This window comes from Candidatus Legionella polyplacis (assembly GCF_002776555.1).
GTDB classification, from domain to species: domain Bacteria; phylum Pseudomonadota; class Gammaproteobacteria; order Legionellales; family Legionellaceae; genus Legionella_E; species Legionella_E polyplacis.
Window position 1 is genome coordinate 35,365 of record NZ_CP021497.1, and the last position, 17,549, is coordinate 52,913.

The window sequence follows — 17,549 nt, forward strand, 5'->3', positions numbered from 1 at the left end:
TTTTATTTTAAGATAATATCTTTTTCTAATTCAATTAAAATAGATTTAAAATCTTTTGGTAGTGGTGATATAAACTTTATTATTTTTTTTGTATTCGGATGAATAAATGATAATTTATAAGCATGCAAAGCTTGTCTTTTAAAATTTGTTAATATGTTAATTAATTTATAGTTAATTTTTTTAGAGAAACATATTTTTTTTCCATATAATTGGTCACCTATGATAGGATGATTAATATATGACATATGAACTCTAATTTGATGAGTTCTTCCAGTTATAAGTTTAACTTTAACTAAAGTTAGATAATGATATTTTTTTTGAACAGAAAATGATGTAGTTGCAATTTTTCCATTATTTAATACAGACATTTTTAAACGATTGTTAGGATTTCTTCCGTAAAAAGTGTTAATTATTCCATTAGATGACAATGTACCGTGTACCAATGTAAGATAATATTTTTTTATATTATGATTTTTCATTTGATTCAGTAAATGAAAGTAAGATTCTATTTTTTTAGCAATAATGATTAATCCTGTAGTATTTTTATCTAATCGATTTAACAAACCAAATCTAGGTAATAATTGAAGATCTTTATTATAATATAAAAGTGCATTTAGTAAAGTATGTTTCTTATTTCCAGCGCCTGGATGTACAACAAGATTATTAGGCTTATTAATAATTAATATTTCATTATCTTCATAAATAATATTTAATGGTATGTTTTCTGGATAAATATTATTTATATTTTTTGTATTATTTAAATTTATAAAAACATTTTCTCCTCCTAAAACTTTGTAACTTGGTTTTAAATTAGAATTATTTAAGGTAATTTCTCCTTTTCTTAAAAAATAGTTTAATTTAGATCTAGAATAATTCGGAAATATACAAGACAATGTAACATCGATTCTATTACCTGAATATTTTTTTGGAATTATAATTTTTTTTAATAAATTTTTTTGAAAATTCATATAAAGAATAATAATTAAAAATTACAAATTTTTAAAAATCGTCCTCTTAAAGAATTTGGTAGAGATTCTGTTATATATACTTTTACAAAGTATCCAATTAAATTTGTAGGTCCATCAAAATTTACTATTCTATTACATTCTGTTCTTCCAGATAATTGCTGAGGATTTTTTTTAGATATACTTGTAACTAATATAATTTGTATACTATTAATTAAAGATTTACTATATTTATTAGAATAATACAAAAGTAAATTTTGTAAAATTTTTAGTCTTTGTTTTTTGATTTTTATTGAAATATTATCTTGGAATTCAGAAGCTATTGTTCCTGGTCGAGGACTAAAAATAAAATAAAACGAAGTATCAAATTTTATTTCTTTTACTAGATCAATAGTTTTTTGAAAATCTTCATCTGATTCACCTGGAAATCCTATTATAATATCAGTTGATATTCGAATGTTAGATCTTATTTTTTTAATTTTTTTTATAATTTTTTTGAATTCTTTTATAGAGTAATCTCTTTTCATTAATTTTAATATTTTATCCGATCCACTTTGTACAGGTAAATGAATATGATTAACTAATTTATTAGTATGTTGATAAATATTGATTAATTCATCAGAGAATTCTAATGGATGTGATGTTAAGAAACGAATTCTACCAATTTTATCAATTGATGCTATATACTTAATAAGTAACGATAAATCAGCAATATTTCCATTTTTTGTTACACCTTTATAACTATTAACATTTTGACCTAATAAAATAATTTCTTTAACTCCGTTTAATGATAATTCATAGCATTCCTTTAAAATTTCATCAAAAGAACGATGTACTTCCTCTCCTCTGGTATATGGAACAATACAATAACTGCAATATTTATTGCATCCTTCCATAATTGGAATTAGAGCAGTAGGATTTTTATATTTAGATTTAGGAAGATATTTAAACTTTTCTATTTCTAAAAAATTAATATCTATAGTAGTTTTTTTTGTATAAAGATACTTATTTAATAAAATAGGTAATTTATGAATTGTTTGTGGACCAAAAATAATATTGATATATGGAGCACGTTTTGTTAAATTTATTCCTTCTTGAACAGATAGACATCCGCCAACACCTATAATAACATTAGATTTTTTTTCTTGTATTTTCTTCCATTTTCCTAATTCAGAAAATACTTTTTCTTGAGGTTTTTCTCTTATAGAACAAGTATTTAGAATTAAAATATCTGCTTTTAAAATATCTTTTATTAATATAATTTTATGGGATTTATATAGTATGTCAGATATTTTATCTGAATCATATTGATTCATTTGACACCCATATGTTTTAATATAAAGTGTTTTTATCATAATGATTTGTTATATATTAAATATAATATTTTTATAAATTAATTAATAATTTTCTTTTATTTTAGTAAGAATTATTAAAGAAATTATTATGCTAATAGGTAATAATGTTAGTGCTACATAATAAGCTTGTATAGGATACAAAATAATATTATTTTTATTATAAATAATATTATGTTTATAACACATTTTATCTAAAATTAGTCCAATAATAGGTTGTATTAGAGCAATTCCTAACATGTTTATTGTATTTATAAAACTTAAACTAGTTGCAAAATTTTGTTTATTGTAAAGTGTTTTTCCTAATGTGAATGAAGAAAAAAAACCTGAAGAAAAAAATCCAAAACTAAATAATAATAGTTGTAATATCCAATGTAAATGAATATTGCAATAAATAAATAAAGAATTAGTAAATAATGCGCCAAAACTACTTATGTACATTATTGGTTTACATTTTCCAATCCAGTTAGAATATAATCCCCATAATGGACTGCCTATTGCCCATCCTACAAAAATTAAAGATACATAATTTGCCGCAATGATTTTATTTAGATTAATTTTTTCCATAAGAAAAGGAACTCCCCATAATCCACAAAAAATAGGAGTTGGCATATACATGAATCCTCCGTACAAAGCAATTAACCAAAGTTGAGGGTTTTTTAACATTGTACATATATTCTTCATAATATCTTTACTAATTAAGGATTTATTACTATTAAATAAATTATTTTTTTTTATTTTTTTATTTGAAAAAACGGTCATTAAAAATGGTAGTATTAATCCAAAAATTCCAATAAAAAAAATACTTTTTCTCCATCCATAGTATTTGATAAGTACAGATAAAGGAGCTTCTCCAATAATTGATCCTAACATCCCAAATGTTACCATAATTCCAGTTAAGAAAGAAAAATACTTGGAAGAGAAATAATGATTGATTAATTTCATTGATCCAATTATTGCAAAAGCAGAACTACATCCTAAAATTAATCTAGATATACAAGCCATAATAAAATTATTTGTAATACTAAATATAATTGCACTTGAAGAACAAAAAATAGATGCAAGAATTAAAAGATATTGAGGTGAAAAATAATCCATTAATAATCCTATAGGTAATTGCATAAAAGCATAAGAATAAAAATAAATTCCAGATAAAATTCCCAGCGTATTTCCATTAATTAAAAAATCATGTGTTAATTCATTTGTCATAACACTTGGAGCTACTTGTAATAAAGATTCATAAAAATAAAACATACAACTTAGTCCCCAAATTATATAAAAAGTTATTGGTGATTGTAATGATTTAGGAATAATAATTATTGAATTTTTTTTGTTAGATTGTTTATTTTTCATTTATTTTAAAACTCCAATTTCAAAATGTTATTATAAAATAACAATTAATTAAATGAAAATAGTTTATTATTTATTTTTTATATTCTTAATTTTAAAATAAAATATTTTAATTTAAATTTTTAGTATAAAAATGTTAGTTTTAGTTTTTATTTAAAAATTTTTAATAATTAAAAATTTTTATGGAAATTTTTAATTTTTTTTTATAAATTATATAATTTAATGATTAATAAATATTTATTTTAAATAATAAAAAATAGTATTTTATTTTTTTGAAATATTAATAATATTTATTACATACAATGGTTATAAGTATATGCAAAATATTTATATGAATGATATTGATCCAGAAGAAACAAATGAGTGGATAGAAGCTTTACGAAATATTTTAATTAATGACGGAAATAAACGAGCTGAATTTATTTTACAAAAATTAATAAAAGAAGCAAAATTGCAGGGGATAAATATTAAATCACTATTTAATACTCCATATAAAAACACAATATCTTTTGATAAAGAAAAAATAATGCCAGAAGATTATGGTATGCAGGAACGTATTAATTCTTTAATTAGATGGAATGCATTAATAATGGTATTACGAGTATCAAAAAAATTTCCAGAATTGGGTGGACATATATCCTCATATGCATCTGCATTAACTTTATATGAAGTGGGATTTAATTATTTTTTTAAAGGACCAAATTCTAATAGTTGTGGTGGGGATCTATTATATATTCAAGGACATTCTGCTCCTGGAATTTATGCTAGAGCTTATTTAGAGGGTAGATTGTCTGAGTATCAATTAAATAATTTTAGACAAGAAGTTAATTCCGATGGATTATCTTCATATCCTCATCCTTGGTTAATGCCTAATTTTTGGCAATTTCCTACTGTTTCTATGGGATTAAGTAGCATTCAATCCATTTATCAAGCTAGATTCTTAAGATATTTAAATAATAGAGGATTATTAAAGGATAATAATCGAAAAGTTTGGGTATTTTTGGGTGATGGAGAAATGGATGAGCCAGAATCAATTGGAGCATTATCTATAGCTTCTCGTGAAAAATTAGATAATTTGATTTTTGTAATTAATTGTAATTTGCAACGATTAGATGGTTTAGTTAGAGGAAATGGAAAGATTATACAAGAATTAGAAAGTATATTTCATGGGTTTGGGTGGAATGTAATAAAAGTAATTTGGGGAAGTAAATGGGATAATCTAATTAATTCCGATAAAGAAGGATTATTACAAAAAAGAATGGAAGAGTGTTTAGATGGAGATTATCAGAACTATAAAGCTAACAATGGAAGTTATATTCGTAAACATTTTTTTGGTAAATATTTAGGATTATTAAAAATGGTTGAAAATATGTCTGATTATGATATTGAACATTTAAATCGTGGCGGACATGATGCGCAAAAAGTTTATGCTGCATATTTTGAAGCAGTTAATCATAAAGGATCGCCTACAGTAATATTAGCTAAAACAGTTAAAGGATATGGAGTTGGATTAGGTATTGAAGGTCAAAATATAGCTCATCAACAAAAAGAAATTTCTATAGATCAATTAAAAATATTTAAAAAACGTTTTAACATACCTATTACTGATAAACAATTAAAGGAGTTATCTTTTTACCGTCCAGACGATAAAAGTCCTGAGATTATTTATTTAAAAAAACAACGTGATGCTTTAGGTGGTTATTTACCATATAGAAATAGAATTTCTTATAAATTAAAAATTCCAAATTTATCAATTTTTTCATCATTAGTTTCTAAATCAAGTACAATTAAATTTTCTACCACTATGGCTTTCTTAAAAATTTTATTTGCATTACTAAATGATAAATTAATAAATAATCATATTGTTCCAATTATACCTGATGAATGTCGTACTTTTGGTATAGAAGGATTGTTTAAAAAAATTGGTATTTATTCTCATTGTGGGCAGTTATATAATTCTATTGATAAAAAGCAATTGATTTTTTACAAAGAAACACAAAATGGTCAAATATTAGAAGAAGGAATTAATGAAGCAGGAGCATTTTGTTCTTGGATAGCTGCTGCAACTTCATATAGTACTAATAAAGTACCTATGATTCCTTTTTATATATATTATTCTATGTTTGGATTTCAGAGAATTGGTGATTTAATATGGGCTGCTGGTGATATGAGAGCTCGTGGTTTTCTTATTGGAGGAACTTCAGGAAAAACAACATTAGCCGGTGAAGGTTTACAACATCAAGATGGTCATAGTCATATTTTGTTTTCTACAATTCCAAATTGTATTACTTATAATCCTGCATATTCTTATGAATTAGCTGTGATTATTCAAAATGGGTTATTTCGTATGTATGAAAATCAAGAAGATATCTTCTATTATATAACAATTATGAATGAATCTTATATACATCCTTGCATGCCAATTGGAGTTCAAGATGATATTATTAAAGGAATGTATCTATTGAAAGAATCTATTCCTAACGATGAAAGACATGTTCAACTTTTAGGTAGTGGATCTATAATGCAAGAAGTTATAAATGCATCCGTGTTATTAAAAAATGATTTTTTAATAACTTCTGATTTATGGAGTGTAACTAGTTTTAATGAATTAAGAAAAGATGGTTTATTGACTGAACGTTTTAATCGTTTAAATCCAAAATTAAAAAAACCTAAATTGACATTTATTGAAAAAAAATTAAATAATAGAAAAGGACCTATAGTTGCAGTTACTGATTATATGCATATATATGCTGATCAAGTTAGTAAATTTATTTCTAAAACATTTGTTTCATTGGGTACAGATGGATATGGTCGCAGTGATACTCGAATAAATTTGCGTTGTTTTTTTGAAATAAATTCAAAATTTATAGTTTTATCAGCATTAAGTGCTTTAAATAAAGATAAGATAATACATTCAACTGAAATAGAAAAAGCTATACATATGTATAAAATAAATTTTTACAAAACAAATCCATTTTTTGATTAATAAAGGTTAATATGTTTTTTAATTTAAAATTAATATTTTCTTGCTAAATAATTTTTTAAAAAAAATTTTATTTTTAATCAAACTTTAATAATTTTAGATTAAAAATTATGTTAATATTACATTAAATATAATTTTTATATATACTATAAATTAATATTTTTTTAATAAATATTAGTTGTATAAAAAATATTGATTATTAAATTAATAACTACAAAATAATCATAATTTTACATTAGTAAGTACAATACAAATGCTTTATAAAAAAAGTTCCTTTGATACAAATATAGTATCAAGAAAAAAAGATATAGAAGTATATATGCCTGATGTTAAAGGATCAAAAATATTAAATGTTAATGAAATTATGGTATCAATTGGTCAAAATATAATTAAAGAACAAACCATAATTTCTGTAGAAAGTGATAAAACTATTGTAGAAATTCCTTCACCACATTCTGGTATTGTAAAAAAAATTTTAGTTAATATTGGTGATCAAGTATCAAAAGATTCATTATTATTAATACTTTCAGTGCAAATAATAAAAGATCCTTTAAAAAATGAACAAATAGATAAAACTGTTATAAATAAATTAAAATATTCTAATGAAAAATTTAAAAATTCTGTATCAGAAAAATTTACTCATGATAATAAAAAATATTTTAATTCATTTAATAATGATCATTCTATTTTTGCTACTCCTTATATTAGACGAATTGCTAGAAAATTAAATATTAATTTAAAAAAATTAATAGGAACTGGAAGAAAAAAAAGAATTATAAAAAAAGATATTGATAATTATTTATCTATGTTTAAAACACATAATTTATTAATAAATAAAAATAATTCTTCATGTGATACAAATTGTGAAAATATAATTTTTGATAAATTTGGAAAATTAGAAATAAAAAATTTAAGTAAAATTAAACAATTATCTGGAAATAAATTAGATAAATCTTGGAAAAATATTCCACATGTTACTCATTTTGAAAAAGCCGATATTACAGAATTAGATTTTTTTAGAAAAAACAAATATATTAATATTGAAGAAACAGTCTCAAAGAGAATTACCATTCTTTCTTTTATAATTAAAGTTCTTTCAATAGCATTAAAAATATATCCACAATTTAATAGTTCATATAATGATATAGATAAAAAAATAATATATAAATATTACTATAATATTGGTATAGTAATTAACACTAAAGATGGATTGGTAGTTCCTGTAATTAAAAATGTAAATAAACTTTCTATTACAGAAATAGCATTAAAAATAAATTATTTAAGTGAAAAAGCATATAATAAAAAATTGTTACCAGAAGATATGGAAGGTGGATGTTTCACTATTTCTAATTTAGGAATTGAAAGTGAAGGATTTTTTACTCCTATTATTAATAGTCCTGAAGTAGCTATATTGGGTATATCTAAAGCCCAATTGATACCAATTTATGAAAATAATGTATTAGTTCCAAAACTAATGTTACCGTTATCTTTTTCTTATGATCATAGAGTAATTGATGGTGTGGAAGCAGCAAGATTTTCTAATTTTATAATAGAATCTTTAAAAGATATAAGAAATATATTGTTATAATTTTGAATTAAGATAAAAAAATAATTTATGAGAGGAATAAAATGAATGTAGTCAATACAGAAGTAGTAGTTATTGGTGGTGGTCCTGGTGGTTATACTTCTGCATTTAGATCAGCAGATCTTGGTAAAAAAGTTGTTTTAGTAGAAAAATTTTTTGATTTGGGAGGTACCTGTTTGAATGTTGGTTGTATTCCGTCAAAAATACTATTAAATATATCTAATATTATTTTTCAAACAAACAATATAAGTACTATGGGAGTTACTTTTGAAAAACCAAAAATAAATATAGAACAAATTTTATCTCATAAAAATTATGTTGTAAATAAATTAAGAAATGGAATAAAATTTTTAGCAAAAAAAAGAAATATTCAAATATTTAATGGATTAGCAGAATTTGTTACACCAAACAATATAGTTATTCAAGATAAATATAATAATAAAAATTTATCTATTAAATTTCAATATGCAGTTATTGCAACAGGAAGTTATCCATTAAGTTTACCTAATATTCCTAAAGATTCTCGTATATTTAATTCAACACAAGCCCTAAATTTACCTAATATATATGGAAATTTATTAATTGTAGGAGGAGGAGTGATTGGTTTAGAGATGGCAACTATTTATTCGTCTTTTGGAGTTGAAGTTACTATTATTGATTGTTCAGATTGTATAATACCAGAATCCGATACTGATTTATCATCTATTTTACAGAATTGTATGACAGAGGATAGAAAAATAAAATTTATATTAAATTCTAATTTAATTTCTATAGAAACTAAAACAGATGGTATATGTGTTTTATTGAAAAATAAAATTTCTAACAAAGAAAATATTTTGTATTTTGATCAAATATTAATTGCTATTGGAAGAAAACCAAATACTAATAACTTAAAAATTAAAGAAATTGATATTAAAACTGATATTAATGGGTTTATTATAACAGATAATCAAATGAGAACTAATATTTCTAATATTTTTGCTATAGGAGATGTTATAGGAAAGCCTATGTTAGCACATAAAGCGATTGCTGAAGGTAAAATTGCTGCAGAAGTTATTTCAGGACTTAAACATTATTTTGATCCATATTGTATTCCAAATGTTGCATATACTAGTCCAGAAATTTCATGGGTTGGATTGACTGAAAAACAAGCAAAAAAAGAAAATATTTCTTATGAAGTTGCTAATTTTCCATGGAAAATTAATGGAAGAGCATTAACTCTTAATAAAATGAAAGGATTAACAAAATTAATATTTTGTACTAAAACTAATCGTATTTTAGGTGGAGGAATTATAGGGTATAATTCAGAAGAATTAATTTCAGAACTAACATTAGCTATTGAAATGGGATGTAATGTTTCAGATATATCTTTAACTATACATCCTCATCCTACATTATCAGAAACAATTATGGCTTCATCTGAAATTTTTGAAAAAAAATCTATTGATTATTTTGAATAAATTTATTTAAATAAAATGCTAACCACATAAATAATCCATACCAAGAGTTTAACGAAAAAGTTTTTAAACAAGATTTTTTATCTTTATGGTTAAGAATATTTTTTTGATGTATCAAAATATAAGTAGAAATACTCCAAAATAACAAAAAAATAGATATATATGTTATTTTATTTAAAAAAAATAACCACATAAAATGAAATATAATTTGTATAGAAATAATGTATATTTTGTAGTTTTGTTTAAATAAAATTGTAATCGATTTTATTTTGTTAAGTATATCATCTTCATAGTCAGATAATGCATATTGTATGTCACAAGATGTAATCCATAAAAATGTTATTATAAATAATATAAATGCTTGAATGTTGAAAATTGGTACTTGTGATGCAATAAATGTTATTGGTATACTCATTGAAAAAGTTAATCCTAGAATTATTTGTGGAAAATTTGTAAAACGCTTACAGAACGGATATATAATTATAAATATTAATGATATTAATGCATAATAAAAACAATTTTTTAAAAAAATTAAAAGAATAAAACAAGATATTAATAATAAAATACCCACTAAAATTAAAGCTTCTTGTGTATGAATTTTATTAGATGCTAACATTCTATTTTGTGTACGATGTGTTTTCAAATCAATTTTTTTATCAATGATGTCATTTATAATACATCCTATAGAACGTATTATAATAGTTTCTATAAATAAAATTAATATTAATATTTTTTTTGGATTTCCTTTGTTTGCAATCCATAAAGACCATAATACTGGCCACCAAAGTAAGAAAAATCCTGTAGGATATTGAAATCTCATTAATTTTAAATAGTTAAAAATTTTTTTCATTAATTATATATCTTAAATCAATAAAATTAATATTTTACATTTTCTTTAAATAAGATTTAATATTTTGAAAATCTTTATAAAAGAATTTTATAGTATTAGGATATCGTAATAAATATGATGGATGATAAGTGATCATAAAAGGAATTTTTTTATAAAAAAAAATTTTATTTCTATTTTGATTTAAAACTATTGATGTTCGTTTAAGTAAGAATTTTCCTGAAATCCTTCCTAAAGCTACTATAAATATAGGATTGATTAATTTAATTTGTTCTTTTAAATAAGAACCACATTTTATTAATTCTTTAATTGTAGGTTCTCTATTATTGGGAGGTCTACATTTTAAAACATTAGTTATATATATATTTTTTAGTCCAATATTAAAGAGAATTTTATCTAACAATTGTCCAGATCTACCTACAAATGGTATTCCTTTTTTATCTTCATAATATCCTGGCGCTTCTCCTATTATCATTAATTTTGCTTTAATATTTCCTTTGTAAAATACTGTTTTGTAACGTGTTTTATGTAAAAAACAATTTGTACATGAGGATATTCTTTTATTTAATTCATATAATTTTTCTTTTAACATATTTTAACATTAGATATACTTTTAATATTCATAAAAATTTTAATTATCATAAATTTTTGGTTTTTCTTAATTGATATTGTATAAATAATAATGATTTTTATTAAAAAAAATCTAATTTTATTTTTTATTATTGTTTTTTATATGTAATTTTTCTTTTATTAAATCTCCTAAGGTTACAGGAGAAATATTAGAATTACATGAATATTTTTTTATAGATTTTATTTTCTCTTGATAATTTTTTTTATCTATTTTCACAGAAAGTATTACATAAAGATTTTTTTTATCAAAATCTATAATTTGTAATTCTAATTTTTGAATTTTTTTTAAAAATTCATTTTTATTTTTCATTAAATTTTCAATACTTAAATTTTTATATACATCAATAAAATCTGATGTATCAATAACACCTTTAACGTTATCAGTTAATTTAACTAATATTTTTTTGTTGTTTATATCTAGCAATTTTCCATTTACTATACATCCTTTAGGATGTTCTTCCATGTATATTGAAAAATAATTATTGACTAATTGTTTTAACCCTAATGAAATTCTTTCACGATCAATATCAATTGATAAAATTAGTGCTTCAATATTTTGACCCTTTTTAAATTTTTTTATTTCTTCTTCGCTATTAGTATTTGATGTAATATCAGATAAATGAATTAGACCATCTATTCCTCCATGTAATCCCACAAATATACCAAATTCAGTAATAGAACGAATTTTTCCATTTACTTTATCACCTTTTTTATTAAATTTAGAAAATTCTTTCCAAGGATTTTTTGTACATTGTTTCATTCCTAATGATATTCTTCTTCTTTTTTGATCAATTTCTAATATCATAATGTTTATATTATCACCTAAAGATAATATTTTATTAGGATGTATATTTTTATTTGTCCAATCCATTTCTGACATATGTACTAATCCTTCTATCCCTTCTTCAATTTCTACGAAGCATCCATAATCAGTTATATTTGTTACTTTTCCTTGAACTTTTTTTCCAATTGGATATCGATTAATTAAATTTATCCATGGATCATTTGTTAATTGTTTCATTCCTAAAGAAACTCTATTTTTTTTATTATCAAAATGTAATATAATTACTTTAATTTCTTGACCTATACTTAATAATTCATTGGGATTTTTAATACGTTTCCAAGATATATCTGTTATATGTAATAAGCCATCAATTCCACCTAAATCAATAAATGCTCCATAATCAGTTAAGTTTTTAACTACACCATTTAATATTTGACCTTCATGTAAAGAATCAAGAAAAACTTTTTTATCAATATTATTTTCTTCTTCTATTACTGCTTTTCGAGAAACAACAATATTGTTGCGTTTAAAATCCATTTTTATAACTTTAAACTCAACTTCTGTTCCTTCTAAATAAGAAGGATCACGTATTGGTCTTATATCTACTAAAGATCCAGGCAAGAACGCTTTTATATTTCCAATTTCAACAGTAAAACCACCTTTTACTTTATTAGATATTAAACCGACTACATTTTTATTTTTGTTGTAACATGTAGATAATTTTTCCCAAGCTCTCTTTCTTTTTGCTTTTTCTCTAGATAATAGAGTTTCTCCGTATCCATCTTCTATTGAATCTAATGATACTTCAACAGTATCTCCTATATTTATTTCTAATTTTCCTTCTTTGTCTTTAAATTCCTCTATCGAAATAATTCCTTCAGATTTTAAACCAGCATTTAATGTAACATAATTATTGTTAATGTTAATAACTTTAGCAGAAATAATTGATCCAGGAGAAAATTTTATTTTATTCACACATCTTTCAAATAATTCTTTAAAAGTTTCTTCCATATTGTATTAAACCTTTAGTAAAATAATTATTTTTTAAAAAAATAATTATGCAATTTAATGTTATTAATTAATTCTAATATATTTTTAAATACTTGTACAACAGTTAGTTGTGTTGTATCAATTAATATTGCATCCTTTGCTGGTTTCATTGGTGAGAAGAATCTATAAGTGTCCCTTAAATCACGTATTTTTAAATCATAAAATATTTTATAAAAATTAATTTTTTTATTTTGATTTCTTAGTTGTAAAAATCTACGATAGCTTCTAACTTCGATAGAAGCGTATAAATATATTTTTAAAATTGCTTTTGGAAAAATAACTGTTCCCATATCACGACCATCTGTAACTAATCCTGGATTAGTAGCAAAAGATCTTTGACTATCAATTAAAGCTTTTCTGATAAGTATATTAGATCCTAATTTAGAAGCATATTTTGCATATTGTTCTCCTCTTATAATATTTAGAATATTTTCATTTTTAAATAAAATGTTCCATGTTCTGTAAGATTTTTTTTGAAATTTTTTTATTATATAAAGTGAAAATTTTATTAATTCATTTGTATTGTTTAAATTAATTTTTTTTTTTTTTGCAAAGTAAATAAGAAATCTATAGAAATTCCCACTTTCTAACTTATTCCATTTTAAATAATTAGCTAATTTATTACATATAGTTCCTTTACCAGTACTGCTTGGGCCATCTAATGTAATGATAGGTATCATTTTTATTAAATATATAAAATATTTTATTTATGTATTATTAAATTTAAAATTTTTAAAATAAAAAATTTAAATTTGATTATTAAATTTTTTTAGTAAAATTGTTTTATGTTTAATTATTTAAATGTAATAATATTTATTATGTTTGTATTGTTTCGAAAATTCTTGCATAAATTTAATTAATTTTTTTACAGCTTTTAATGGCATAGCATTATATAAACTTATACGTATTCCTCCAACTATATAATGTCCTTTTATATATAAAAAACCATTCTTTTTTGCTTCTTCAACAAAAGTTTTTTCAAGATTTTTATTACGTAAATAAAAACATATATTAATTAAGGAACGAACATTTTTTTCTATTTTACAATAATAAAAATCAGAAGAATCTATAAATTCATAAAGTTTTTTCGATTTTTTTTTATTAATTCTATATAAATTAGAAATTCCTCCTTGTTTCTGTATCCATTTAAATGTTTTTAAAGCTAAATAACAATTAAAAATTGGAGGAGTAGCGTAACTAGAATTTTCTTTAACATGAATTCTGTAATCCAACATAGTTGGTATAAATTTATTTGAAATAATATCAAGTATATTTTTATTTAAAATAACAATAACTAATCCAGAATTAGATATGTTTTTTTGACCTCCAGCAAAAATTAAATCATAATCTTTAATATTAATAGGTTCTGTTAATAAACTTGAAGTCATATCAGAAATTAACGGTATATTATATGGAATTTTATTTATATCTGGATAAAAACGTATTCCATTTATAGTTTCATTACTAGTAAAATATAAATATTTTGTATCTTTTTCGATTTTCCATTTTTCATAAGGTAAATTATAAAAAAAACCTATTTTACTATTGTTTGCAATGCAATAAGCTTTTTTTATTTTATATGCTTCTTGATAAGCTAATAAAGACCATATTCCAGATATCCAATACCCAGCTTTTTCATTTTTTGATAAAAAATTTATTGGTATCATAGCAAAATGTGTTCTTGCATTTCCACTTAAAAATAAAATATGATAATTATCTGGAATGTTTAAAATTAATCGTAAAATTTTTTTATTTTCTTCCATTAATTTAATATATTCATAAGTCTTATGTCCAATTTCTACAATTGAAATTCCTAACCCTTGCCAATTTAAAAATTCTTTCTTAACTTCTTTAAGGATAGATAAAGGAATCATGGATGGTCCAGCGCCGAAATTATAATATTTAATATTATTATTCATATTAAAATTAGAATGATTGTTAATGTTATTGAATTTCTTCTATCCGTTGCATTCCAACTAAATATTCTCCTAAACCAAGGTTTATCAACCTTACACCTTGAGTATTTCTTTTTATAATTGAAATTTCATTAACTTTAAATCTTACAAGAGTTCCCTTATTAGTGATTAACATAATTTCATCATTTTCTTTAACTTGGAGAGATCTTACAACTTTTCCATTTCTTTGATTAACTCTAATAGAAATTACTCCTTGACTACTTTTTCCTGATTTTGGATATTCTTCTATATTAGTACGTTTCCCATATCCATTTTCAGTAGCTGTAAGTATTGTACCTTCTTTTTTAAGAACTACTAAAGAAATAACAGATTGATTTTCTTTTAATTTTATTCCTTTTACTCCTTTAGCGGTTCTTCCAGTTGGTCTAATTAATCTTTCATTAAAACGTACTACTTTTCCTGCATCACTAAATAACATGATATCTCTATTGTTATCAGTAATATCTACCCCAACAAGACGATCTCCATGACTCAAATCAATTGCTATAATTCCAGATGATCGTGGTCTACTAAATGCTTCTATAGGTACTTTTTTAAGTATAGATAATTTGGTAACCATAAAAATAAAATAACCTTTTTTATATTTTTGCACTGGCAAAATAGCATTAATTACTTCATTTTGATCTAATGGTAATATATTATTTATTGGTTTTCCTCTAGAAATTCTACTTGATAATGGTAATTGATATGCTTTTAACCAATATAATTTTCCATAATTAGAAAAACAAAGTAAATTGTCATGAGTTTTAGCTATTAACAGTCTTTCTATAAAATCTTCTTCTTTTACATTAGTTGCTAATTTTCCTTTTCCACCTCTTTTTTGAGATTGATATATAGATAATGGTTGATATTTTACATATCCTTGATGTGATAAAGTAACTACAATATCTTCTTTTGTTATTAAATCTTCATAATTTAATTCTTCTTGAGAAGATATAATTTCTGTTTTTCTTAAATCTCCAAATTCATTTTTTATTTCTACTAATTCTTGATAAATAATCTTATTTATTAAATCAGAATTATTTAATATAGATAAAAAATTTTTAATCTTTATTAATAATGATTCCAGTTCATCAACAATATTTTTTTGTTCAAGTTTTGTTAAACGTTGTAAGGTTAATTTTAATATAGATTCTGTTTGTTTAGTAGAAAATTTATATTTATTATTTTTTAATAAAGAATTTGTATTTACTTGAAAATTATTAATATCAAAAAAATCTTTTTCTGATTTTTTAAATAAATCTTTTATAATTTTTACATTCCATGATCTATGTAATAAATTCTTTTTAGCTTCTTCAGAAGTTTGTGATTTTTTTATTAAATCAATGATATCATTAATATTTTCTAATGAAACACTTAATCCTGTTAAAATATGAGCTCTGTGTTTTGTTTTGTTTAAATCAAAAATAGTTCTTCTAATTATAATTTCTTTTCTATGCTTAAGAAATTCTTCAATAATTTGTTTTAAATTAACCAAACAAGGTCTATTATTTACTAATGCAACCATATTAATTCCAAAAACATTTTGCATTTGAGTATAAGAATACAAATTATTTAATATAATTTCAGGTTTTTCACCTTTTTTTAATTCTATAACTATTCTCATACCTTGTTTATTAGATTCATCTCTTAATCCAGAAATTCCTCCAATACGTTTCTCCTTAATAAGTTCAGAAATTTTTTCAATAATTTTAGATTTATTAACCTGATAAGGTAATTCCGTAACAATAATTGAATTATTTCCTTGATTGTTTGTTTCTATTTCTGTTCTAGCTCTAATTAAAATTCTTCCTTTCCCCGTACGATAAGCATTTAATATACCTTCTTTTCCATTTATAATAGCTGATGTAGGAAAATCAGGACCTGGTATAATCTTAATAAGACTATCAATACTGATTTCAGGATTATTAATTACTGCTATACATCCATTTATAACTTCCGTTAAATTATGTGGTGGGATATTGGTAGCCATTCCAACTGCAATTCCAGATGAACCATTGACTAAAAGATTAGGAATTTTAGTTGGCAAAACTGATGGGACAAATTCAGATTCATCATAATTAGGTATAAAATCTACTGTATCTTTTTCTAAATCATTTAATAAGTAATGAGAAAATTTTGACATTCTTATTTCAGTGTATCTCATAGCAGCAGCAAGATCTCCATCAACTGAACCAAAATTTCCTTGTCCATCAATAAGCATATATCTCATGGAAAATGATTGAGCCATACGAACAATTGCATCATATACTGCCATATCTCCATGAGGATGATATTTTCCAATGACATCTCCAACAATTCTAGCTGATTTTTTATAAGGTTTATCCCAATCATTATTCAATTCTTTCATAGCAAAAAGAATTCTTCTATGGACAGGTTTTAAACCATCATATATATTAGGCAAAGCTCTTCCTATAATTACGCTCATTGCATAATCTAGATAAGATTTTTTTAATTCATCCTCTACGTTAATTAACGTTATTTCTTTTGCAAGAGATATCATAATTATCCTATATAAATTATTGTACTTTAATCAAAAAATAATAATAATAAAAATTATTATTTTTAAT

12 protein-coding genes are annotated in these 17,549 nt (G+C 22.7%); 3 read left to right on the top strand and 9 right to left on the bottom strand.

The window, feature by feature from the left end; genetic code table 11:
• Positions 1–2: 2 nt before the first annotated feature.
• Genes CCU22_RS00195 through CCU22_RS00205 form a run of 3 tightly spaced genes read right to left on the bottom strand, consistent with a single transcriptional unit; the run spans position 3 to position 3,670 of the window.
• Positions 3–968, bottom strand: a complete 966-nt coding sequence (locus tag CCU22_RS00195) for an RluA family pseudouridine synthase (RefSeq protein ID WP_100114610.1) — start codon at positions 966–968, stop codon at positions 3–5.
• A 14-nt stretch (positions 969–982) separates the two neighbouring features.
• Positions 983–2,320, bottom strand: coding sequence for a tRNA (N6-isopentenyl adenosine(37)-C2)-methylthiotransferase MiaB (gene miaB, locus CCU22_RS00200; RefSeq protein ID WP_100114611.1), 1,338 nt, complete (start codon positions 2,318–2,320; stop codon positions 983–985).
• 42 nt (positions 2,321–2,362) lie between these two features.
• A complete protein-coding gene (locus tag CCU22_RS00205) occupies positions 2,363–3,670 on the bottom strand; it encodes an MFS transporter (RefSeq protein WP_100114612.1) in 1,308 nt (435 codons plus the stop codon).
• Between the two features lie 313 nt (positions 3,671–3,983).
• Between CCU22_RS00205 and aceE the strand changes: the two genes are divergently transcribed.
• The 3 genes from aceE (at position 3,984) to lpdA (ending at position 9,695) form a co-directional block, all read left to right on the top strand.
• Positions 3,984–6,653 (top strand): pyruvate dehydrogenase (acetyl-transferring), homodimeric type, encoded by a 2,670-nt coding sequence (gene aceE / locus CCU22_RS00210; RefSeq protein WP_100114613.1) that lies wholly within the window; start codon positions 3,984–3,986, stop codon positions 6,651–6,653.
• A 250-nt stretch (positions 6,654–6,903) separates the two neighbouring features.
• Entirely contained in the window at positions 6,904–8,238 is a 1,335-nt protein-coding gene (locus CCU22_RS00215; protein WP_100114614.1) for a 2-oxo acid dehydrogenase subunit E2, read from the top strand.
• Positions 8,239–8,279: 41 nt separating this feature from the next.
• Entirely contained in the window at positions 8,280–9,695 is a 1,416-nt protein-coding gene (gene lpdA, locus CCU22_RS00220; protein WP_100114615.1) for a dihydrolipoyl dehydrogenase, read from the top strand.
• Here lpdA and CCU22_RS00225 read toward each other — a convergent pair.
• From CCU22_RS00225 to gyrA, 6 genes are all read right to left on the bottom strand, one after another.
• Positions 9,676–10,542 carry a UbiA family prenyltransferase gene (locus tag CCU22_RS00225; protein ID WP_100114616.1) on the bottom strand — a complete coding sequence of 289 codons (867 nt, stop codon included), beginning with the start codon at positions 10,540–10,542 and terminating at the stop codon, positions 9,676–9,678. The genes lpdA and CCU22_RS00225 overlap by 20 nt on opposite strands.
• Positions 10,543–10,576: 34 nt before the next feature.
• Complete coding sequence (locus CCU22_RS00230) at positions 10,577–11,131, bottom strand: uracil-DNA glycosylase (RefSeq protein WP_100114617.1); 555 nt, start codon at positions 11,129–11,131, stop codon at positions 10,577–10,579.
• Positions 11,132–11,248: 117 nt separating this feature from the next.
• Positions 11,249–12,964: a 30S ribosomal protein S1 gene (gene rpsA / locus CCU22_RS00235; RefSeq protein ID WP_100114618.1), complete on the bottom strand. Its 1,716-nt coding sequence runs from the start codon at positions 12,962–12,964 to the stop codon at positions 11,249–11,251.
• 26 nt (positions 12,965–12,990) lie between these two features.
• The gene (gene cmk, locus CCU22_RS00240; RefSeq protein WP_100114619.1) at positions 12,991–13,683 is read right to left on the bottom strand and encodes a (d)CMP kinase; all 693 of its coding nucleotides are present in this window, start codon (positions 13,681–13,683) and stop codon (positions 12,991–12,993) included.
• A 117-nt stretch (positions 13,684–13,800) separates the two neighbouring features.
• Positions 13,801–14,922 (bottom strand): 3-phosphoserine/phosphohydroxythreonine transaminase, encoded by a 1,122-nt coding sequence (gene serC, locus CCU22_RS00245; RefSeq protein WP_100114620.1) that lies wholly within the window; start codon positions 14,920–14,922, stop codon positions 13,801–13,803.
• A 25-nt stretch (positions 14,923–14,947) separates the two neighbouring features.
• Entirely contained in the window at positions 14,948–17,482 is a 2,535-nt protein-coding gene (gyrA, locus tag CCU22_RS00250) for a DNA gyrase subunit A (RefSeq protein WP_100114621.1), read from the bottom strand.
• Between the last annotated feature and the right edge of the window lie 67 nt (positions 17,483–17,549).